The following is a 22,567-nucleotide window of genomic DNA, read 5'->3' on the forward strand; positions in this document are numbered from 1 at the left end:
AGAAAATAAATAGCAATTTGGAAATCAAAGACTTCTCCATTTGAAAGCAATAAATCCGATACCTATGTTTCTTAAAAAAATCTCTCAACCCTTTATCTTCCTTTTGGGCTTGCTCGTGTTGGCAGCCTCTTGTGGCCAAAAGGAAGAGTCCGGTAGAAAACTCACCGGAAACCCCAAAATTGATAAGCTAAAACTTCCCGATGGATTTGAGGCTGAGCTGCTCTACAGCCCGGGTGTAAATGACCAGGGATCTTGGGTAGCCATGACCTTTGATGACAAAGGAAGAATGATTACCTCTGATCAATATGGTTTCTTGTATCGACTGGAGCTTCCTCCTATCGGTTCTGACTCTACCGTCAAGCCAAAAGTTGAAAAGCTGATCGTCGGCAATGTGGCCGAGCCTCAGGTAGGAATGGGCTATGCCCAAGGCCTTCTGTATGCTTTCAATTCCCTGTATGTGATGGTGAATCACAATCCGAATGAGACTTTTAGCCAGCCTACCGGCTTGTATAGAATTCAGGATTTGGATGGAGATGACCAGTTTGAAACGGTTACTCAAATCCGGGAACTGAAAGGACAGCAAGGGGAGCATGGCCCTCACTCCATGAAAGTGACACCGGATGGAAAAGGTATTTACCTCATTGCCGGAAATCATGTGGACGTACCGGAAATGAATTCCTACCGACTTCCTCCAGTATGGCAGGAAGACAACCTTTTTCCCTTGATCAAAGACCCTCGCGGACATGCCAACAGCCGAATGGCACCTGGGGGATGGATCGCCAGAATTAATCCAGAAGGAACTGACTGGGAATTGATTGGGGCCGGATTTAGAAACGCTTTTGATTTCGATTACAATGAGGTAGGGGATATTTTCGCTTACGATGCCGATATGGAATGGGACTTTGGAATGCCTTGGTACCGTCCTACCCGAATCAACCACGTGACCAGTGGTTCTGAATTCGGATGGAGAACCGGAAACTCTAAGTGGTCTCCAAACTATCCGGACAATCTACCTGCTATTTTGAATATTGGCCAAGGTTCACCAACTAATGCTATGTTTGGCTATGGGGCAAATTTCCCAAGCAAGTACAAAAAGGCATTGTATGCATTTGACTGGAGTTTCGGGATTATTTATGCCATTCACCTGACTCCAAACGGAGCTACCTATGACGCCACAGCAGAAGAGTTTATTTCTGGTTCACCTCTTCCTTTGACAGATGGGATCATCGGACCTGATGGCGCATTTTACTTTGCCACAGGTGGAAGAAGACTGGAGTCCGATCTTTACCGTGTGACCTACAAAGGAGATTTGGACACTTATACTCCGATGACTGAAGCGGATCTTCCTCAGGAAGCAAAGACCAGGAGAGAATTGGAGCAATATCACAAGGCTGGCGCTCCAGCTGAAGGAATTGAAAAAGCTTGGGCTCAATTGGGCCATGCCGATCGCTATGTACAGTATGCCGCCAGAATCGTCCTAGAGCATCAACCGATCGCTTCTTGGAAAGAACGGGCACTCGCAGAAACTGATCCCGCCAAAAAAATCCACGCCAACTTGGCCTTAGCACATCATGCTTCTGATGCCGATGCAGCAGCCATGCTCAATAGTTTGATGCAGATTGATTACAAATCTTTGAATGCAAAAGACAAGCAGGATTTGTTGAGAACGATCGAAGTAATCTTGTACCGTTACGATAAAGGTGCAGCACCAGTAAAACAACAATTAGTCGCTTATCTGGATCCAAACTTCCCAGCCAACGACAATATGCTGGATCGTTCCTTGAGCATTTTGTTGACGCATTTGGATGCACCATCTGCAGTGGAGAAGACTTTGGCACTTTTGAAAAATGCCAAGGATGATCCAAACTACCAGAAGACCTTCACCGCTTCTTCTGACCTGATTTTCAGAAATCCTCAATACGGAATGGACATAGCCAATATGCTGGCCAATGTGCCACCGGCTCAGGCTACCTTCTATGCCACCGTGCTTGGAGGAGCAGATAAGGGCTGGACTCCTGCCATGAGAGAGGAATATTTTAAATGGATCAACAATGCCTTGACTGCATACAAAGGTGGACGAAGCTATGTCGGATTCTTGGATCGTGCACGAAAAATGGCCCTTGCAAGTGTGGATAAAGCAGATTTTGAAAAATACGATGAAATGTCCGGAGGAAAGCTTTTGACCTCCAGTGGAAATGACATTGTCAACTCAGGTGTGCAGCCTGAAGGTCCGGGAAGAAGATGGACCGTGGAGGAAGCTGCTCCTTTGGTAGAAAATCTTCAAGGACGAGATTTGGTCAAAGGAAAAGCGATGTACGCAGCAGTTCTTTGCCAGTCTTGTCATACTATGCAGGGTGAAGGTGGAATCATCGGTCCTGATTTGACCCAGTTGGGTACTCGATTCTCTCCCAAAGATATTCTGGTAGCCACGATCAACCCAAGTGAAACTATCTCCGATCAGTACCATGCAACAGTTCTGGAACTGAAAGCCGGCGGATCTATAGTGGGTAAACTCAACGATGAGGACGCTCAGAATTACTACATTTCCCAGAATCCATTTGCTCCAAATGATATCAAGTCCGTTCCAAAAAATACGGTAGTTCTTAAGAAAAATGCTGAAGTGTCTATCATGATGCCAGGCTTGATCAACCGTCTTAACGAAGAGGAATTGAAGGATTTGATGGCTTATTTGATCAGTGGCGGGAATCCTGAGCATGCCGTTTACAAATCCCAAACCGTAGCACAGCAATGATCTGGTCCTTCTCTTCAAAATCCCTGCTAACTGTAGCCTCTTTGGCTACAGTAGCTTTAGTGAATTGGAACTGCCAAAATCCAAATTCTAGTGAAGAAGTAGCAGTATCCGAGGAAATTCAAGCTGACTTTATTTCCATTTTTGACGGGAAAAGTCTGGAAGGATGGGAATATGACCCAGCTTATTGGAAAGTGAGCGAAGGGGTTATCCATGGTGAAACCAATTCCGAGAATCCCTTAAAAGCCAATACCTTCATCATTTGGAAAGGCGGGGAGCTGGGAGATTTCGAGCTGAAAATGGATTACTGGATCTCTGAAACAGGAAACTCCGGCGTGCAATACCGAAGCGATCGCTTTACCGAAGTTCCTTATGCGCTGAGAGGTTATCAGGCGGATATTGATGGTGGAAACCGCTACACTGGTCAAAATTACGAAGAGCGAAAAAGAACTACTTTGGCTTACCGGGGACAGAAGACGAGAATTACCACTCAACCGGATGATGTCACCAATCTCAGAGATTATGTGGAAAGGAATGCCTGGAAAGGTCTGAATCTCGTAGAGGATTTGGGTGACCGGGCAGAGTTGGGTGCGCTCATCAAATCCGGAGACTGGAATAACATTCATATCGTGGCCAAAGGAAATGTCCTGAAGCACTACGTCAACGGAACCCTGATGAGTGAGGTGCATGACGAGGATCAAAAAAACCGGATGCTGAAGGGCTTGATGGGCATGCAGATGCATGTCGGACCTCCCATGACGGTGAAGTTTAAAAATATTCAGCTAAAGAAATTGTAATAAAGAACGGCTGACCAGTTTTTGGTCAGCCGTTCCTTTGAACTCGATTGGCAAATTTTGTTATTTTGACCAAACCCCTTCAAACTTTGCCTGATTGACTTGGCTATACCCTGCAATTACTCTTGTCAAAAAACCATTCCCTAAGAAGTTATTGTATTCACTTTGAAACTGGGATCCAGAAAGGTTAAACTTTTCAAACCAAGTGGAATAATTAGGGGCGTTTTTATACCAAATTCCACTCAATAGCGGTAGTGGGCCATTTTGATAGGCATCCAGATAAACCAATTTGAATTTTTCCTTACCTGTAAATTGTCCAAAAGCTTCTTTGAACTCAAGCAGTGTCATCGCAGGTTTGGCATAAAATCCACCTGGGTTGGTTTTTTCCCAAAGGGCTGTTACCAAAGTGGAGTTGTTTGATTTCACACAGGACACATTGGTCGGAACCCACCCTTGCTGACAATGATTTTTGAAATTGTCCTCATGCCATTTTAAGGATTTACCATGATAAGCCAGAAAATCCATGGATTTCCCATGGACCCATACCGCAGCATAGAGGGTTTTCCCTCCACTCAAATAGGAATTTACGTGAGTAAGAGCATACCCTTGGCCAGTCCATTTTTCAAATTCTTTTTGATAGACCGCCCCTGTCATGTGATGCCTTGATACCCAACTCAGTTCACCACTAGGTCGGAAAATGACATTGAAGTAAGTTTTTCCATTCACCTCAAATCCATCAATCCAAATAGGATAGTATCCACATGGCCAAATCTTATCAAATTCTTTCTGATAATTTTCAGATGGGATCCCATGTCTGCACACCTCTCCCCAATTGGTTGGCATCTTGCAAAGAGGATGCGTGGAGGAAGGGTGAATTAGGCACCATTTGTCCTTTTGTCCTGGGATTCCCTGATTTTTTAACTTCGACCAATAGATATTGGATCCCGGGCTTGGGTATTCGGCCGCTCCGATTACAAACCCTGTGTTGAACAGAAGAGGTCTGAAATCACCTGATTCCGGGTTGTTATTGTTTTTGAAGGTTTTTAAATGGACATGAAGATGGGGTGCACTGGAACTGCCGGAATTCCCTCCTTTGCCAAGAATCTGGCCTTTTTTTACGATTGCCCCAGCCTTCATAAGCTCCGGCGTTAAGCTTCCTTTCTGCATATGGGCATATAAGGCGACTAAATCACCATGCCTGATATAGAAGTGATTTCCGCTTCCCCCATAGGGAAAGGATCCCCATAATTCGTTCTTTTGCTTTTCTCCAAGTTGATCATAAAACTCTTCGGTTTTATTCGGAGGAAAAGGAGCCCAGTTATTGGGGATGTTATTTTCAAATCTCAAAACTACTCCATCAGCCATGGCCCGGATTGGCTTTCCCCAAATTAAGTTATGGCTATTTTCATTTCCTTTTTTCCCCTTCTCGATTCCATTCCAGGAGGACTGATATCCCACCACTCCAAAATCATAGGCAAACACTTGATCACCTCCTCCATGCATAGAATATCCAGAGACATATTCTCCTTCATTCAAATCAGAACTATCCATTGGGAATCCAAAAGAAACAGGATAGGGAGCTAGCTTTTTGGTATAGCTTACCGGAACCTCAAATCCTTTAAATTTAAATGAGATTTTTAGTGAGGTCGGAAAAGGATATTCAAGAAATATAACATCACCATTTTCATGATATTCCCTGCTATTCTGCCAAAATGCCAATTCATTGGGGCCTATTTGTAGCTGATCGCTGGGAAGAAAAGCTGTTTTTTTCAGGAGTTCATTTCCTGAATGATACTCGAACAAAACAGAGTCCAAATCCAAGGTGCTGGATTCCAGATTGAGGATGTAGGCTCTCACGGATACTTGAGCTAAGGACGGATGTTGGCTGGTAAATCCAGGAGTAGGATGAAATAGAATCTTATCCCCTTCCATAGGTTCAAAGCTTAGGGATACTTTTGGCATGGAAAGCATTTTTATAGGTGCTTTCTCAAATTTGAGATCTGAAATAGTTATTGTTCTGGTTTTTGCCTCTTGCACAGGGTCATGCCAGATCGACACTACGGTCCCGGGCTTAAATTTGGGAGATATAGAGAGCTTCGGAATTTCCGAAACCTGTTTGCGTGAAATCAAATCGGAAGATTCTTTTTCAGGAGTTGATTTCAAATCCGCCTTGGCTCCAGCCAAACGGATTGATGGAGATGTTTTCTTGGACATTTTGTTAAAAGTTTGTGAATTGAAAAATTGAAATGCCCTATTTGACCAAATGCAAGCAAATTCTTGGGATTTGGAAAATGAGGAGAATGAATTTCGGTAAAAATCTGATTATAAGAGTATTAAAGCTTATTATTATTTATAATAATCAGAATAATAGTCGGTATAGATCTTTTAATTCGGATTCTTTTTTTGAGGTTTAAAGTTAGGGGAGTAGTTTTTTTTAGATTATATGACAAATGGCGAAATATTCTATTTACTAGTATTTATCTTGATTTATCAGAAGCTTCTATCCTGATAGGGCAGGATAGTCCCTGAAGGCCTTTTTTATAGGTTACCTATTCATTCAAGATCCCAAAATGAACCTAGGAAATTCCCGAAGCTGGAAATACAAACTATCCAATACCCATCAAATCGGTGGAATAGAAACCTCTATTCTGGATAATGGGGCCGGAAAAGGAGTACGGATTGCCTGGGTCAATACCGGAACAGGGCTAAGGTATAAATTGGTCCTGGATCGGGGGATTGACATTTTGGATGCCTTTTTCAATGAAAATAGCCTAGCCTGGATTTCCCATGCTGGCATAACAGCCCCACAGCCTTTTTCCAATCAGGGAATCGATTGGCTCCGAACTTTTGGGGGAGGCTTGTTGACGACCTGTGGTCTTTCCAATGCCGGGCCACCTAATGTGGACGAAGGAGGTTCCAGAGGCCTACATGGCAATTATTCCAATACCCCTGCAGAATTGGTGTCCATCAAGCAGCCGGATATTTTCTCGGGTGACCTGAGCTTTGAAATTGTAGCTAAAGTGCGCGAGACCGCTACTTTCGGTCCTAGCTTGGAAATGCTGCGAAAAATCTCCGGTGTCTTGGGTGTTCCTGAAATAAGAATTCAAGATAAAGTCACCAATCTGGGAAATTCTCCCGCTCCTCATATGCTGCTCTATCATATTAATTGTGGCTGGCCGCTCATCGATGAAGGAACAAGAATTGTTTGGATGGGGGAAAAGAAACCGAAAGCTACCGACGCCAATAACACCGAGTTTAATAGAAAACATGAGTTTACCCGATGCGCTGCTCCTATGGATGAGCACTCGGGGTTTGGGGAAGATGTGGCTTTTATTGATCCAAAAGCAGATTCTACCGGAAAAGTCGTCTGTGGGTATGCCAATGATGAATTGGGATTGGCCTTAAGAATCTCCTTTTCCAAAAATCAGATGCCTTGGTTGATCAATTGGCAGCATTGGGGTAAAAATGAGTATGTGACTGCACTTGAGCCAGCGACTCATCCTCCCATCGGTCAGGCTCAGGCTAGGGAAAACGGAACTCTGATTCTTTTAAAACCGGGAGAAAGCCGAACTTATGACTTGAGGATGGAAGTATTGACGGGACAAAATGTAAGAGAGTTTAAAGTTTGAAGTTTAAAGTTTAAAATAAAGAATTCAGAGAGCTTGGTGAATTTTCCAATCTTTCAATTTTCCAATAGTAAATAACTCAATAACCTAATAACCAATATCATGAGTTTAGCCAAAAAGGCCCTAGAGCAGGGCGAAGGAATTTTAAGATTGACCCCAACCTGGGTGCCGAGATCCTTTTGTGTGCCTGGAAGAAGGATCAAACTTCATCCGGATGATTATTACGCTTTGGGAGGTGCCAGAGGAGGAATAGATGAGCGTTGGTTTGCCTCTACCACTGCTGCGCAAAATGGCCCATTGACCTCCAAAAATGAAGGTCTAAGCCATGTCGCCTTTGAAGAAGGGGGAAAAACAGAACTTTTCCTTTTGAAGGATGCCATTGATGAGTTGGGCGCCCAGATTATCGGTTCCAGACTTTGGGATAAATACAAATCCTGGCCGATGTACTCCAAGTTTTTTGACAATATGGGGCCTTTGCCTCACCATATTCATCCCAGTGATGAATTTGGCAAATTGACTGGGCAAAACGGAAAGCCGGAAGCGTATTATTTTCCTCCACAAGTCAATAATCATGGGGGTGATTTTCCCTATACCTTCTTCGGAATTGCTCCGGGGACGAGTAAGGATACTATCCTGGATTGTCTAAAAAACTTCACCAAAGGAGACAACAAAATCACCAATTACTCCCAGGCATTTCGATTACAGCCAGGAACAGGCTGGGATGTACCTCCGGGAATGCTTCATGCTCCGGGATCGCTTTGCACCTATGAGCCTCAGAAGGCCTCCGATATCTTCGCGATGTACCAATCCTTGGTGAACGAGGCAATTATCCCTGAGGAATTGCTTTGGAATGCCACACCGAAAAACCGGTGGGGAGATTATGAGCTCCTGGTGGAAATGATCGACTGGGATCTGAATGTGAATCCAAATCTGATGGACAATCATTACATGGAGCCTCGTCCTGTTCATGGAGTGGAAGAAATGCATGCTGCAGGATATCATGAAACCTGGATTTGCTACCGTTCCAGAGACTATAGCGCCAAAGAGCTAACTGTGTATCCAGGTCAGACAGTAATGATTAAAGACAATGCCGCCTACGGATTTATTATGATGCAAGGCTATGGGAAAATGGGTGCTTGGGATATCGAGACTCCAGCCATGATCCGATTTGGCCAACTGACTCATGATGAATATTTCGTGTCTGAGGATGCCGCAAAAGCAGGCGTGAAAATCACGAATCTTTCCAAAACAGATCCAATCGTGATGCTAAAGCACTTCGGTCCGGATAATCCTGATTTGGTAATTAAATAATTATCAACAGACCACGGACCACAGTCCACAGAACTTAAATACGGTTGACTGTCGACTGTGGACCGTTGACCTATCGAATAAACAAAATAACCTAATAACCAATACCATGAACAATTTCCCTAAACTCCATAATGCCACCTGGCCTGGATTAGTGGGCAAAGGCCCAGATTCCGAGCCGGTAATTCCCTTTGACACTTTGCTCCAAATGACCGCAGCAGCGGAAGTGAATGGGGTGAAATTCGATGGAATCGACGTGGGTCTGCTAGAGCCTCATTTTGATTTGAATAATCCTGACGAACCAAAAAAACTTGCCGATAAAGTTGCCAAATACAACCTGAATGTAGGTTCTCTGGTGGCTCCGATTTGGGCAGGATCTGCGATGGGAAGTATGGACCAGCGCAAAACCTTTGTGGATATGGTCCGCAAATCCTGTGAATTTGGCCAAAAGTTGAAAGATCTGGGAGTGAGACATTACGGAGTGGTCAGGATTGATTCAGCGGCAGGGGTCTCTGATTGGGCAAAAGACCCCATTGGGAATACCAAGCTGATAGCAGAGACCTTTCAGGAAGCCTGTGATGTTGCTGCTGGATTTGGAGAAAAGCTTGCGGCAGAAGGCGAAATCTGCTGGGGAGCTATGCATAGCTGGAAGCATATGGTGGAATTGCTGGAAATGGTCAATCGCCCCAACATAGGATTCCAGGCGGATATGTCCCATACTTTCCTTTACACGATGGGATACAATGCTCCTGACCATAGAATTCTTCCTTTGGATGCCGAATTGAAAGACAGAGAGGCAGTAAAAGCAGCTTTGAAAATTGTCACAGATGCCCTTCGTCCTTGGACGATTGATTTCCATGTTGCCCAAAATGACGGATCAGTCTTTGGATCAGGCTCTCACGATAAAACTGGCCGTCACTGCCAAGCAACAGACCCTAACGGGGTGTTGGATATTGCCCATGATGCCGGTTACTGGCTGAGAGATGAAAAAGGAGAGTTGACCAAGGCATTTCAGCATATCTGCTGGGATGGTTGCATGTTCCCCAATGCCGTGATGGAAAACCAGCAAACCTGGAATGATATCCTCGCAGCAATGATCAAAGTGAGGGAAGCACACGGGTGGAACGGTTGATTTGAAGTTTGATATTCGAGATTTGAAATTCTCGTTTGTCAATTTCAATTCATCTCAAATTTCAAATGACATAAATTTCAAATTCTAAAGACATGAGTAATAAAAAACTAATTCGAGTAGGTCTGATCGGCACTGGGCTGATGGGCCGAATCCATACCAATGGCTACAAGCGTTTGGCTGATTTTTTTCCAGAATACGAATATAATCCCGTGCTCCAAGCTTGCTGCTCTAGACGGGAGGCAAATGCCAAGGCATTTGCAGATCGCTGGGGATATGCTTCCTATGAAACAGACTGGAGAAAAATCATTGAGCGGGACGATATCGACGCTGTGGATATCTGTACCCCAAACGATACTCACGCAGAAATAGCGATAGCAGCAGCTAAAGCTGGTAAAATGATTCTATGTGAAAAACCATTGGCAAGAACGGTCGCTGAGGCTGAAGGAATGGTCAAAGCCGTGGAAGAGGCAGGAGTGCAAAACACCGTTTGGTATAATTACCGAAGAATTCCTGCGGTCACATTGGCCAAAAACATTGTAGCTTCTGGAAAGCTGGGTAAGATTTTCCATTACCGAGCCAACTTCCTTCAGGACTGGACTATCAATCCGGATTTGCCTCAGGGCGGGGATGCGCTGTGGAGACTGGATGTAGAGGCTGCGGGTTCTGGTGTGACAGGAGATTTGTTGGCACATTGTATTGATACCGCCATGTGGATCAATGGTGGAATCAAAGATGTATCTGCCGTGACCGAGACCTTCATCAAAGAGCGGGTTCATCAAGGCACCGGTCAGGTGCAAAAAGTAGGCATTGACGATGCCTGTATATTTCATTGTCATTTTGACAATGGCTCCTTGGGGCTCTTTGAGGCCACTCGCTATGCAAGAGGTCACAAAGCTCTATACACCTTGGAAATCAATGGAGAGCATGCTTCTATCCGTTGGGATTTGCATGACATGAACCGACTGGAATATTTTGACCATAGCGACGAAGGAAAAGTAAGGGGCTGGAGATCCATTCACATCACTGATGGAGATCATCCCTACATGAATCGCTGGTGGATTCCGGGAACTTCCATCGGATATGAGCATTCATTTATCCACCAAGTTGCGGATTTCTTCTACAGCCTTCAATCGGGCGAACCTTGCCACCCCACCTTCCGGGATGCTTTCGAAACGCAGAAAGTTTGTGAAGCAGTCATCAACTCAGCCAATGAAAGGGCTTGGAAAGACACAGGGGTGGATTGGGTAGAGAAAGTATAAAAGGCTGAAGTCTAAATTTTGAAATATGAAAAGGCTCAAATCGAATGGTTTGGGCCATTTTTCTGAATAGCTATTGGCTTTAATTTTAAGCGAGGGACTTAGCTTACTAGTTGGGGTTAATTGAACCATTCCCAGAATTTGAATCGTTGAGGAATTAAATTGTAACTTTATGCTATGAAACAACTATTTGAAATAGAGACGGATAGACCAGAGGTGCTGGATGAGTTTAGAAAGCTTGCCCGCAAGTATAAGTTGAGCTTTAGAGAATGGAAATTGGCAAAAAGTGAAAATCCATCTCCTAGTGGTGATCCATTTTTTGACAACCCTGAAGTTGTTAAGGAGATTCTTAGAAGAAAAAAAGAAATGGAATCTGGAGATATTGAATCAGTAAAATTATCTGAAGAGGCAATTAAAAAGCTTTTTGATGTGATATGAAGTTCAATATTGTTTATCGTCCAGATGCGATTAAAGATATCGAGAAGATCGTTGAATCTGGAAATAAACCCTTATTGAGGAAGTTGAAAAAACTTCTCAAAGAACTTGAAGAACATCCAGAGACAGGTACAGGTAAGCCAGAGCGTTTGAAAAATAACCTTTCAGGATTATGGTCAAGAAGGATAAATCAAGAACATCGCCTTGTTTATTTTATTGACGGCGATAGAGTTGTAGTCACAGTGGTGTCAGCTTTTGGTCATTATTAGGCATTTTATTTATGATATTGGACACTCCCTTAGAATTGAGCGAATTTATTTTTAGTTAGCGTTAAGGATTCAATTTTCCACTCTTGAAACACTCAAATCGAAAGGTTTGAGTTTTCTTTTTTCAAGAATCTAGGGCTGAGGTGGGAAATTTGAATTCCAACTTCCTTTCGGTTAACTTGGAAAGAACCAAACTAACTTTTGAATATGAGAAAAAGTGTTTTCCTGTGCCTAGTCTTAGTGGTTGTCTTATTCTCCTGCCAATCCAAAACCCAAAGCGAGGATGTTCAGGCTGATACAACGGAAGTCACTGAAGAAGGCGTGCGGATGATCCCAATCCAAACTCCTAAAGGAAAATTCAAGGTGTTTACCAAGCGGGTAGGTGACAATCCGACTATGAAAGTCTTGCTCCTGCATGGCGGTCCTGGGATGTCCCATTTACAGTATGCAAATTTTAAAGATTATTTTCCTCAGGAAGGCATTGAATTTATCTGGTATGATCAGTTGGGATCGGCCCATTCAGACCAGCCGGAGGATTCGTCGCTATGGACTATCGAGCGCTTTGTAGATGAAGTGGAGCAAGTCAGAAAGGCATTGGGACTCAATAAGGATAATTTTTTCCTCCTTGGCCAGTCTTGGGGTGGAATGCTTTCCATGGAATATGCTTTCAGGCATCAGGAAAATCTAAAAGGCTTGATCATTTGCAATATGATGTCCAGCTTGGACGAATATGAGCAATACGCCAAGCAAGTTTTGGGTCCTCAAATGCCAAAAGAGGTATTTGCTGAGATTATGGAAATCGAGCGAAAAGGAGATTTCGAAAATCCCAGATACATGGAGCTTCTGATGGAGCATCATTATCCCTTGCATGTCCTTCGCAAACCCTTGGATCAGTGGCCCGCCGAAATCAATCAGACCATGGAGCAGGTTAATCCCAACGTCTATGTGTTTATGCAAGGGCATAGTGAATTCGGCATCACGGCAGGAGCAAGTTTGGAAGGTTGGGATGTCCGTGATCAGTTGAAATCCATCACCGTTCCGACCTTAGTGGTGGGAGCCACGCACGACACCATGGATCCCAAACACATGGAATGGATGTCCAAAGAGGTGAAAAATGGGCGCTTTTTACTTTGCCCCAATGGTAGCCATTTGAGCCAATATGACGATCCGGAGCATTTCTTTCCTGGGGTGATCCAATTTATCAAGGATGTAGATTCTGGCTCATTTTGATCTAAAAGCAAGTCAATAATCCAAAGGAGTCCAATTCGGAAGGGTTGGGCTCTTTTTTCGATTTCAGAATGAGCATGGAAAATTTAAATAATATGTATATCCGCTTTCTTACCAGTAGGCCTTACAATGTGAATAAAATCCCGATTGAAGTTCAGTTTTAGTCAGCTTCGGTCTTCGGACTTCCGACCGCCAAACCAAAGGAATTTTGGATTGTGGTGCAATTGCGGATTATCATATTAAATAATTTGTAATTGGTACACGGCTACAAAGTGAGCCGCAGTACCACCTAAAACAAATAAATGCCATAAGGTATGAAAGTACGGCCGGTTGCTTTGCACATAAAAAATAACTCCCAAGGTATAGCTCAATCCTCCAAGACCTATCCAAACCAATATTTCAAGAGATAGCCGGTCAACCAAATCTTTGAGAAAGAAAACAGCCAACCAGCCCATAGTTAGATAAATCACTACGGAAAGAGTCTTGAATTTTCCAGTAAAGAAAAGTTTGAAAAAAGTGCCGATCAGGACAGAAGCCCAAATGATGGACAGAAATAAAATTGCTTTGTCAGTCTTCAGTATGGCCAAAACCATGGGCGTATAGGAACCTGCGATCAGAAAATAAATCGAGACATGGTCCATGATCTGAAGTTTGGCCTTTTTCTTAGGGTTCTTTGCCGCATGATAGGCAGTTGAAAACCCATAAACCATCAAGATTCCGAGACTGAAGGTGGAGGCGCCTAAGAGATACTTAAAGTCTTCCGGTTGCCATGCTTTTGAAATCAAAAATGGAATGCCAATGATTCCCAGTAGCAATCCAAAACCATGCGTCCAGGCATTGAGATTTTCCTCCTTGTCCGTTTGGGCTCTTTTTACAGATTTTTGCATGGGCTTGGTAGATACTTAAAATCTTTTAATCCTTTCCAGTTTTACTACTTTAAATTAAAAAAGTCCTGCCAAGAATGGTCAGGACTTTAAAGCTTTATAAAATTTAGTGATGCTTAAAACTGAGTTTTAAACTGCTCCATTTTCTGATCTACTTGAGTGTCCACCGGGAAGGTAACTTTTACCCCTTCAAAAGCCATCGTGATATGAGCCACTTTGTTGTCATTGGCAGAGATATGGTACTGAAGTCTTTCGGTATTTCCACCTCTCTCGGTAGTAGCTTTGAAGGATACAGCATCATCTTTAGCTACTGCTTCTTCATCGATTTTGCCATCTTTCATGTAAGCAAAAACAGAAGCTGCTTTGCTGTTTAGGTGCACAGTCCAGTCTCCGGATTCAGTTGGAGTCATGAAGATGGAGTATCTTCCAGCTCTGAGATTTTTGCCTCCCACACTTACTCCTGTGCTGAATTCGATGATCGTTTGGGCATTTGCTCCAGCTCTCCAGGTCACCCCGTATTTTTCGATTTCTCCGAAAATTTTTCTCCCTTTCACAGCAGGTGAAGAATAATCAATGCTGATTTTGGTAAAACCAACCACTTGACTTACAGTAGCCGCCGGGCTAAGGGCAGGCTGCTGAAGCTGCGCCATGGCCGCAAAAGAGGAAGTGATAAAAAGCGCAAAGGCAAGTAGAATTAATTTGTGTTGTCTCATTTGAGTTTGGGTTATGTTTTTTTGGTAACCTTTAAAATTAAGGGATGTTTTGAAATAGTCGGTGGTCTTTCCCTTAAGGAAATTTATATGTATAGATATACGGGACTCTGCCAGTAGCTGTATTCTATGGTTAAATGATCCAGTAATAGCCAATTCTTTGATTTATTCGGTCTTCCAACCCAAAATCATGGGGAATATTCAACTACTGGCAGAAAAGCGTATAATCAGATTTATTTATACGGCTTTTCAAACTTTTGAATGAGTGCTCTTTCTACAGAATAGATCATTCCTCCACAAGCGGCAAAGACCCAAATCAATCCCAGTAAAAGATCCAATTTTCCCGAAAGAGGGATAAAAAGGCCTAGCAGTCCCAAAAGCAAACCAATTTTCCCCGCCAGAATCATTTGATTGGCCCCTTTGGTCTGGGCAAAGTCCCAAGCTTCTTGGCTTTGCATGGATCTACGCGTCCTGAATCCATAAAGCCCATTGATTTCCTCAGGAGGGTATTTTTTCATCATTCCTTCTACCAACAGAAAAATCAAACCCGTGGTCATAGGAATCCAAAATAAGCTACTTGCAAAATGAAGGGACATTGCGATTTAGGGAAATGATTTCTGGTTTATTTTCTCAATACCATGACTACTCTTCGGTTTTTAGCTTTTCCCTCTTCGGTCAAATTATTGGCTAGTGGGCTTAGATCTCCGACGCCTTCGGGTTGAATTTGAGCTTGAGGAATTTGGAAATTTTGGACTAGGTATTGAGCTACAGCTTCAGCCCTTTGCCGGGATAGCTAGAGGTTGTGTTCAGGGCTGCCGGTGTTATCGGTATGTCCTACTAGGTAAACTTTAGTAGTGGGGGAGGACTTGAGGTAATTTGCCATTTCCTGCAAAGTCTCCTGGGATTCAGGTTTGATTATGGCTTGGTCCGTATCAAATTGGATTCCATAGAAAGCGACTTGGCCTTCTTCAGTCATCTGTTTTTGGATGTCTTTGGCAGTCAGCGTCACGTACTGGTTCATAGGTTCCTCCCGGATCACAGTGACCTGATAATATCCACTTCCATCGGTATTGACTTCCATCCAGTGCTTCTCCCCGGATTTCTCAAAATAGAAATAGGCAGCACTACCGGAGTAGAGTAATTTGCCCCCGATTTTCTCGACTGCATTTTGGTAATTTCGATAAATAAGGGCTTGAGAAGGTCTGGAATCCCACTCACCCATCCAGCGATAATTTGTCACGGACTTTTCACCTTCCTTGGATTCGGAAATTCTGTTTCCACTGGGATCTTGGGAATAAATTGAGAAAGTGTCAAACTCCCTGAATTCACAAGTGGTCAATTCATGATTCGGAAGAGAAGAAAACAGCTCTCGTTCTTGACATTTAGTGGAGTTTTGAGCGAAGGAGATTTCTGTCAGTGAAATCAAAAACAAGCAAGAAATGATTTGAAATTTCATTTAAAAAGGAATTATGGAAAGTGGAAGAGTGGATAAATTCAAAAGCTGACCTAAAAAAAACTTATTACAGATCTGCCTATAAAACTAACCAAGAAATTGAATCTTTCCCTCAGTCTTGACTGAGAATAGTTCGAATAAATGCTACACTTTGCGGGATTTGCTGTACAGATCTGGAGCTTTCGTCTTCGATGACCAGGAAGGTGGTTCCCTGCTTTTTCGCCTCGCGAATGAGACCTGCTATATCAATGTCCCCAGTACCCAAGACTACATTTGTTTCTACGTCTCCGTGACCGTCAGTGGACCCGGGAGTACCTTTTTTGCGGTCTTTAAGGTGGAGCTGAGGGAATTTACCCGGATAAGCCTGCATGATTGCCAAAGGATCCCCTCCTCCCATTTTCACCCAATACACATCCATATTGAACTGGTAATGCTTTGCATTTTCTAGTAGGTAATCCATAGGCACTCCCTCTCCGGCATCCATAAATTCATAGCCGTGAGGATGGTATGTCAAAGTGACTCCCTCTTTAGCAAACATCTCTCCTGCTTTGTTAAACAAATCCACGGCCTCTTTGGTCATTTCCATACTTATTGGGCCATCAGGATGGGGAATCCAATAGCAAGTGGCAAACTTTGCCCCATATTTCTTGGCCTCTGAAAGAATGGCTTGAGGGTCGGTTTTGAGCTTGTTGTAATCCGCCCCGACTCCAACTACCCGTAGATTATTGTCTGCAAGTAATTTTTTGTACTCGGTATCCGACATTCCGTATCCTCCTCCGCCTTCCACGGCATAAATCCCCCATTCCGCAATCATTTTATGATATTTTGCCGGATCAGAAGGGATTTGATTTCTTAGAGAATACAACTGAAGAGCTATTTCTTGGGCTTTGAGCCCCATCGAACTGATCATTAGTAAGAAAAGGAATAAGAACTTGAATTTCATAGGTTTTGGATTTAAGTCACTCTAATCTAGGAAAAACCATTTTATCCTGCAGGATTCCTTTCCCATTTCAATCAATTTTTCCCTAAATTCAAAGAATTACCTACACTTATGAATTCCCGAAGAAGATTTATCCAAAATACCTCCCTCGCAGGACTTGCTATGACTATTCAACCCAATTTCTCACTTTTTGCAGCCCAAGATCAAATACTTGGTCACGGCGATTTCAAATACAAAATCGACCCATCTTGGGGAAATCTGGACCCGGACAAGTATCCTGTGGTCAACTGCCATGAAATGGTTATGGATCGAAAAGGCCGGATGATTCTCTTGACTGACGAAGTCAAAAACAATGTCCTGATTTATGACCAAGGCGGCAAGCTTTTGGACTCCTGGACCTTGGGCCTGGATCGTGCTCACGGGCTCTCTTTGGTGGATGAAGGGGATGCAGAATACCTATGGATCGTGGATAATGGAGGCCGTGTGGTCAAAACTACCCTTGGTGGCCAGGTAGTATCAGAAGTGGTTTCACCGATTCAGGAGGGTGTTTATGAAGAGAAAATGCGCTGGGTACCTACTGAAACGGCCATTGGACCCAATGGGGATCTTTACATCGCTGATGGGTATGGCTCACAGTACTTTTTGCAGTATGATAAAAACGGGAAGTTCATTCGGAAATTCGGTGGACCGGGACAGGGTGATGCACAGTTCAGTACGGCTCATGGAATTGCCGTTGATGCCAGAGGAGGAAAGGAACCCACCTTGCTGTGTACTTCCCGAGGTCACAACTCTTTCAAGCGATTTACTCTGGATGGGCAATATATCGAGACGATTTTCCTTCCCGGTGCATTTGTATGCCGCCCTGTTATCCATGGCGAAAATCTCTATGCAGGAGTTTGCTGGTCGAGATTAAAGTATTTGGAGCAGACTGATAATTCTGGCTTTGTGACTATTCTTGACCAAAACAATCTGGTAGTCTCCAATCCCGGGGGGACTGCTCCGGAATATCGAGATGGACAATTGCAGCTGATGGTACAAAAGGAGCCTGTTTTCAAGCATTGCCACGATGTATGCATCGATCAGGATGAGAATATCTACGTCTGCCAATGGAATGCCGGGAAGACTTATCCCATCAAATTGACAAGGGTTTAGGATGATGGGAGGAGGGTGAAAGAAGGGGGACGGAAGACCGAAGAGGGGAGACCGAAGACCGAGGGGGGAAGACCGAAGACAGAAGAGGGAAGACCGAAGCGATGGGGTTAAGTGTAATCCCCATTCACGCCACCAATAACTCAATAACCAATAACCAATAACTAATAACCAAAATCGCCTCACTATGAAATCAGTAACTGTAGGATGGTTTGAAATACCTGTTCAAGATATGGACAGGGCCATCAAATTTTATGAAGAAGTATTTGAATGCTCACTAGACAAACAGATTATGGGTGATTTCCAGATGGCCTGGTTTCCTTGGAATGAAGAAGGAAAAGGTGCCGGAGGAAGTTTGGTCTATCATAAAGAGTTTTACAAGCCCAGTGGAGAATATGGAGCCTTGGTTTATTTTTCTTCCGAAGATTGTTCGGTAGAACTGGCCAGAGTAGAAAAAGCAGGAGGCAAAGTTCAGATACCCAAAAGGATGATCGCCCCTGATATCGGATATATGGGCGTGTTGATTGATACTGAAGGAAATCGAGTAGCGGTACATTCGAGAGCTTAAACCATTTGCTATTTTTTTTGGGACTCCCTAATAGTCTTGGAAATAACTTTAGTAGTTTTGAAATTCCGGACTTGAATTTTTATCCATGTTGAAAAGGCTTTTTAAAATGCAGGAAAATCCTGCCAATCTTGAGCAGTTGCAGCACAGGATTGCAGTCATATTCGTCTTATTGACATTTTCAGCAATTATCCTTTTTGGATTTACGGATTATATTCTGGGATTAAATCCGATTTTGGGAAAAATCCGGGTCGTCTACGCCTTACTTTTTATGGGCTGCTTTGTCCTGATGGTTCGATACAACAGGTTCTTCCTGTCTATCAACCTGATGCTCGGGTTAATTTTGATATTTTCTCTGGTCAATTACTATTTCAATGACGGTTTCCAGGGCCCTACAATTTTCAACTTATTTGTTTTCATAGTTGCGGTCGCCATTTTTTTTAAAAACCCATTTAATCTGATCTGGTGGCTCGCCTGCATTGGAAGTTACTTGCTCCTTTTTTATTTGGAAATTGAGGGATTGGTTTTGGTTTCAAAGAACTATAAAAACCTCCAAGACCTTTTTTGGGACAATGCAATTTCCATAGCCTTGTGTGCGGTTTTTATTTTTATAGGGATTTATTTACTCATCATCAACTACCGGAGGCAACAAGAAAATCTCCTAGAACTCCAAAAAGTAAATGAAAGGCAATTGGCAGAATTGACCTCTCTCAATCAGAAGAAAAATGAACTTATCGCGTTGCTTTCGCATGATTTGAGAGGGCCGATCGGCACCTTAAGTGCTACTTTGGGGCTTGTGGACCAAGGAGTTTTGGAAGAGGAAGATTTAGCTCAGATTTTGGCGAAACTCAAGTCTCAGAGTTTTCAACTGAATCAAGTTTTGGAAAATACCTTGGCTTGGGTCACTTCTGAAATGGATACCAAAGCTCCCGAGAAGAAAGAGACTGACCTTCTTCAGCTTGGGGAATTGATGCGGGACACCATGCAAATAGAAGCGATTAACAAAAGCCAAAATTTGGAATTTGAGCTGATAGGTGAAAACCAGCACATGTTGCTCGAGATCAAGGAAGTGAAAATCATACTCAAGAATCTTTTGGATAATGCAGTCAAGTTTACCAAAGCCGGGGAGACTATAGGGCTTAGACTGATTGTGAAGCCAGATTTGATTCGATGGGAAGTGAGAAACCCCGGAGAAACCATCACTGAAAATCAACAACTGTTTTTGTTTGAGTTTAAGGGTAAGAGCTCCTTGGGAACCCAAAAAGAAAAAGGAGCAGGGCTTGGTCTGTCGCTTTGTAAGAAGATTGCGGATAGTCTTGGAATGCGATTGGGATATCAGATTGAAAGGGAAAATGAAAACCTTTTTTATCTCGAAATTGCCCGAAACTCAAATCAAAACCACCCTTAAACTCTTGGCTCCATGGGCTCCAATTACTAAAGACTGCTCGATATCAGCAGTTTTGGAAGGTCCAGCCACAAACAATCCAAAGCCGGAGAATTCATTACCGATTTTTTGATAGGCCTGGTGAAGGGTAGGATACAGGTTTTTCTTTTCTAAAATCAAAACCAAATGCTCTGTAATAAAGGGTAATACACGATGCTTCAGCTGGCTGTCATCTAGCCAGATTGCTCCGTTTTCTGCTACTCCAAACTGGCCTTCCAGAATGGCAAGGTTTAAATCGTCCAATTCATGTGGGTCTGAGGGAGTTTCAAAATTGGAATATTGCTCAAAACCAGCAGCCAAAGCAATCACTTTTTCAAACCTCTGCTCTTTTATCCAAGCTTCCAGTTCTAGGGTTGTTAGGATTTCCCCTTTATTGCCTAATATGGATTGGGAAAAAGCTTCCTCCAAATTTCCCGATACTCCATAATCCGGAAGGGAGGGGAGAGGTTTTTCTTCTCTCGAAATTCCACGGATTGCATTTAAGATTTTTTTCCGACTACTCATGATCGATTCTTTTGGTACCATGCTTTAAAAGACTCCGAAGGTGTCTCTGGAAGGTTTCGGCCTTTTCCCCAACTGTTGATTGGATGATAGATTAGGGATTTGGGAAGGTTTTTAAGAGCAGATCTCATCACATTGCCGGAGATCTTGTAGGCCAAAGGACTTTTGAAAAGTGCGCTGGCCAATTTCATGGACAGGCTTTTGCCTAATTCTCCATGGGTTTTGGTGATTTCCTGCCTCCATTCATAGAGCTGCTCATGGATATTGATCTTAACCGGACACACATCCGTGCAGCTGCCGCAAAGAGTTGAAGCAAATGGCAAAGTGCTGTGTTTCTTCATGTCCAACCCAGGTGAAAGAATAGAACCAATCGGGCCAGGCACAGTGCTTCCGTAACTGTATCCTCCGCTTCTTCGGTAGATAGGGCAAGTGTTCATACAGGCACCACAGCGTATGCATTTCAGTGAATTTCTGAATTTTTCTCTGGCCAGTTGAGCTGTTCGGCCATTGTCCAAGAGGACGATGTGGATTTCCTTTCCGGGTGAAGGACTTCGGAAGTGGGAATTGTAATTGGTAACTGGCTGACCGGTGGCAGATCGGGCTAACAGTCTCAAAAACACCCCCAAATCCGCTCGTCTGGGTATGAGCTTTTCGATTCCCATGCAGGCGATGTGTACGTCTGCCAGATGTACGCCCATGTCTGCATTTCCTTCATTAGTACAAACCACAAATTCACCCGTCTCTGCTACCCCAAAATTTACCCCAGTGATGGCTACTTTGGCCCCCAAAAATTTCTCCCGAAGGTGAAGCCGGGCAGCATTTGTCAGATAGGCTGGGTCCTCGTTTCCTTTTTCAGTAGCGAGCTTTTCATGAAAAAGCTCTGAGATTTCTCCCTTTTTGAGGTGGATGGCGGGCAGAACGATGTGACTTGGAGGCTGATTGAGGAATTGGACAATCCGCTCACCCAGATCCGTATCTACGACCTCAATTCCGTTTTTTTCCAGATACGGATTAAGATGGCACTCCTCTGTCAAGATGGATTTGCTTTTGACAATGGCAGTGCATTTTTGCTTTTGAAGAATCCCGAGAACGATTTGATTATGCTCTTCGGCATCTTTCGCCCAGTGGATGTGGATTCCATTTTTCAAGGCATTTTTTTCAAACTCCACCAGATAGTTCTCCAAATTCGATAGAACATTGTCCTTGATTTCAGAGGCAAGGTTGCGAAGGTCTTCCCACTCAGGAATGCTCTTGCTGATCCGGTCGCGTTTATCCCGCACAAACCACAGCGTTTCATCATGCCACTTGGCTTTGGCTTGGTCTTTTAAAAACTCGCTTGCAGCTTGTGGGTGGCTCATTTCATCGCTTGGTTAAGAATTTCTGCCAAATGCATGAATTGGATTTTTCTTCCTTCACGGCTGGCTATTCCCTGCAAATGCATGATGCAGGACATGTCTCCTCCAGTAAGAATTTCTACTTCATGGGCTAGATGATCTTCCAATCGGTCTTTTCCCATTCTCAGAGAGAGGGCCTCCTCGGTGACGGCAAAGGTTCCTCCAAATCCACAGCATTCATCTTTCCGGGAAAGTTCAACCCATTCCAGACCTTCTAGGTTTTCCAGAAGCATTTTGGCTTTGTTAAAAGGGGAAATATTCATTTCTGAACTGGAGGCAAGCCTCAGGCCTCTTTGTCCATGACAGGACGCGTGATATCCAACCCGATGGGGGAATTTTCCTGTTGGCTTGTCGATTTTCAGGACATCGGTCAGAAACTCCGTCAATTCAAAAATTTTGTGATGGAGTTGATGCTGGGCTTCCTCTTTTCCCTGGATTTTTGGGAAATGCTCTTTGACATGAAGAACGCAGCTCCCAGAGGGGGCGACCACGTAATCGTATTCGCCAAAAATGTCGATAAATCGCTCTGAAGTCCCTATTGTATCTCGCTCATATCCCGCATTGGCCATAGGCTGTCCACAGCAGGTTTGATCCATGGGATAGGATACCCTGCAGCCCAAGTTCTCCAAAAGCTCGAGTGTTGCAACCCCGACTTTGGGATAAAACTGATCCACATAGCAAGGAATGAAAAGGCCGATATGAGGGGAATGAATATTCATTTGGGGAATATAAGA

General features: G+C 43.6%; 20 protein-coding genes and 1 pseudogene. 12 read left to right on the forward strand and 9 right to left on the reverse strand.

The window, feature by feature from the left end:
* Positions 1 to 64: 64 nt before the first annotated feature.
* A complete protein-coding gene (locus G458_RS0105580) occupies positions 65 to 2,752 on the forward strand; it encodes a c-type cytochrome (protein ID WP_026951027.1) in 2,688 nt (895 codons plus the stop codon).
* Positions 2,749 to 3,546 (forward strand): 3-keto-disaccharide hydrolase, encoded by a 798-nt coding sequence (locus G458_RS0105585; RefSeq protein ID WP_026951028.1) that lies wholly within the window; start codon positions 2,749 to 2,751, stop codon positions 3,544 to 3,546. Before G458_RS0105580 ends, G458_RS0105585 begins: the two co-directional genes overlap by 4 nt.
* A gap of 60 nt (positions 3,547 to 3,606) precedes the next feature.
* On the opposite strand, the gene G458_RS0105590 is transcribed toward G458_RS0105585, so the two are convergent.
* Entirely contained in the window at positions 3,607 to 5,757 is a 2,151-nt protein-coding gene (locus G458_RS0105590) for a peptidoglycan DD-metalloendopeptidase family protein (protein WP_084438828.1), read from the reverse strand.
* A 356-nt stretch (positions 5,758 to 6,113) separates the two neighbouring features.
* On the opposite strand from G458_RS0105590, the gene G458_RS0105605 reads away from it, so the two are divergent.
* The 7 genes from G458_RS0105605 (at position 6,114) to G458_RS0105635 (ending at position 12,796) form a co-directional block, all read left to right on the forward strand.
* Positions 6,114 to 7,172, forward strand: coding sequence for an aldose 1-epimerase family protein (locus tag G458_RS0105605; RefSeq protein WP_026951031.1), 1,059 nt, complete (start codon positions 6,114 to 6,116; stop codon positions 7,170 to 7,172).
* A 99-nt stretch (positions 7,173 to 7,271) separates the two neighbouring features.
* A complete protein-coding gene (locus G458_RS0105610) occupies positions 7,272 to 8,480 on the forward strand; it encodes a cupin domain-containing protein (protein ID WP_026951032.1) in 1,209 nt (402 codons plus the stop codon).
* Between the two features lie 106 nt (positions 8,481 to 8,586).
* Positions 8,587 to 9,609: a sugar phosphate isomerase/epimerase family protein gene (locus G458_RS0105615; protein ID WP_026951033.1), complete on the forward strand. Its 1,023-nt coding sequence runs from the start codon at positions 8,587 to 8,589 to the stop codon at positions 9,607 to 9,609.
* Between the two features lie 92 nt (positions 9,610 to 9,701).
* On the forward strand, positions 9,702 to 10,868 hold the full coding sequence (locus tag G458_RS0105620) for a Gfo/Idh/MocA family protein (protein WP_026951034.1): 1,167 nt from the start codon (positions 9,702 to 9,704) through the stop codon (positions 10,866 to 10,868).
* Between the two features lie 174 nt (positions 10,869 to 11,042).
* Positions 11,043 to 11,303 (forward strand): hypothetical protein, encoded by a 261-nt coding sequence (locus tag G458_RS0105625; protein ID WP_026951035.1) that lies wholly within the window; start codon positions 11,043 to 11,045, stop codon positions 11,301 to 11,303.
* On the forward strand, positions 11,300 to 11,569 hold the full coding sequence (locus tag G458_RS0105630; protein WP_026951036.1) for a Txe/YoeB family addiction module toxin: 270 nt from the start codon (positions 11,300 to 11,302) through the stop codon (positions 11,567 to 11,569). The genes G458_RS0105625 and G458_RS0105630 overlap by 4 nt, the downstream gene beginning before the upstream one ends.
* 204 nt (positions 11,570 to 11,773) lie before the next feature.
* A complete protein-coding gene (locus tag G458_RS0105635) occupies positions 11,774 to 12,796 on the forward strand; it encodes a proline iminopeptidase-family hydrolase (protein WP_026951037.1) in 1,023 nt (340 codons plus the stop codon).
* A gap of 236 nt (positions 12,797 to 13,032) precedes the next feature.
* On the opposite strand, the gene trhA is transcribed toward G458_RS0105635, so the two are convergent.
* From trhA to G458_RS0105660, 5 genes and pseudogenes are all read right to left on the reverse strand, one after another.
* Positions 13,033 to 13,680, reverse strand: a complete 648-nt coding sequence (gene trhA / locus G458_RS0105640) for a PAQR family membrane homeostasis protein TrhA (RefSeq protein ID WP_026951038.1) — start codon at positions 13,678 to 13,680, stop codon at positions 13,033 to 13,035.
* Between the two features lie 113 nt (positions 13,681 to 13,793).
* Positions 13,794 to 14,390 carry a DUF2911 domain-containing protein gene (locus G458_RS0105645; RefSeq protein WP_026951039.1) on the reverse strand — a complete coding sequence of 199 codons (597 nt, stop codon included), beginning with the start codon at positions 14,388 to 14,390 and terminating at the stop codon, positions 13,794 to 13,796.
* A gap of 230 nt (positions 14,391 to 14,620) precedes the next feature.
* Entirely contained in the window at positions 14,621 to 14,983 is a 363-nt protein-coding gene (locus tag G458_RS20250; protein WP_035467819.1) for an SdpI family protein, read from the reverse strand.
* Positions 14,984 to 15,009: 26 nt separating this feature from the next.
* Positions 15,010 to 15,843: pseudogene (locus G458_RS22050) on the reverse strand (OmpA family protein).
* Positions 15,844 to 15,952: 109 nt separating this feature from the next.
* Positions 15,953 to 16,783, reverse strand: coding sequence for a sugar phosphate isomerase/epimerase family protein (locus G458_RS0105660; RefSeq protein WP_026951041.1), 831 nt, complete (start codon positions 16,781 to 16,783; stop codon positions 15,953 to 15,955).
* 108 nt (positions 16,784 to 16,891) lie between these two features.
* Between G458_RS0105660 and G458_RS0105665 the strand changes: the two genes are divergently transcribed.
* The 3 genes from G458_RS0105665 (at position 16,892) to G458_RS0105675 (ending at position 19,902) form a co-directional block, all read left to right on the forward strand.
* Positions 16,892 to 17,932 (forward strand): 6-bladed beta-propeller, encoded by a 1,041-nt coding sequence (locus G458_RS0105665; RefSeq protein WP_026951042.1) that lies wholly within the window; start codon positions 16,892 to 16,894, stop codon positions 17,930 to 17,932.
* Between the two features lie 184 nt (positions 17,933 to 18,116).
* On the forward strand, positions 18,117 to 18,497 hold the full coding sequence (locus tag G458_RS0105670; protein WP_026951043.1) for a VOC family protein: 381 nt from the start codon (positions 18,117 to 18,119) through the stop codon (positions 18,495 to 18,497).
* Positions 18,498 to 18,582: 85 nt separating this feature from the next.
* Complete coding sequence (locus tag G458_RS0105675; protein WP_026951044.1) at positions 18,583 to 19,902, forward strand: sensor histidine kinase; 1,320 nt, start codon at positions 18,583 to 18,585, stop codon at positions 19,900 to 19,902.
* On the opposite strand, the gene G458_RS0105680 is transcribed toward G458_RS0105675, so the two are convergent.
* The 3 genes from G458_RS0105680 to G458_RS0105690 are packed head-to-tail and all read right to left on the reverse strand — an operon-like array spanning position 19,882 to position 22,552.
* The gene (locus G458_RS0105680) at positions 19,882 to 20,442 is read right to left on the reverse strand and encodes a LutC/YkgG family protein (protein ID WP_026951045.1); all 561 of its coding nucleotides are present in this window, start codon (positions 20,440 to 20,442) and stop codon (positions 19,882 to 19,884) included. The two genes, G458_RS0105675 and G458_RS0105680, sit on opposite strands and share 21 nt — an antisense overlap.
* On the reverse strand, positions 20,439 to 21,797 hold the full coding sequence (locus tag G458_RS0105685; RefSeq protein WP_026951046.1) for a lactate utilization protein B: 1,359 nt from the start codon (positions 21,795 to 21,797) through the stop codon (positions 20,439 to 20,441). The genes G458_RS0105680 and G458_RS0105685 overlap by 4 nt, the downstream gene beginning before the upstream one ends.
* The gene (locus tag G458_RS0105690) at positions 21,794 to 22,552 is read right to left on the reverse strand and encodes a (Fe-S)-binding protein (RefSeq protein WP_035467820.1); all 759 of its coding nucleotides are present in this window, start codon (positions 22,550 to 22,552) and stop codon (positions 21,794 to 21,796) included. The genes G458_RS0105685 and G458_RS0105690 overlap by 4 nt, the downstream gene beginning before the upstream one ends.
* Between the last annotated feature and the right edge of the window lie 15 nt (positions 22,553 to 22,567).

Source organism: Algoriphagus mannitolivorans DSM 15301 (genome assembly GCF_000429425.1).
Taxonomy (GTDB): Bacteria; Bacteroidota; Bacteroidia; order Cytophagales; family Cyclobacteriaceae; genus Algoriphagus; species Algoriphagus mannitolivorans.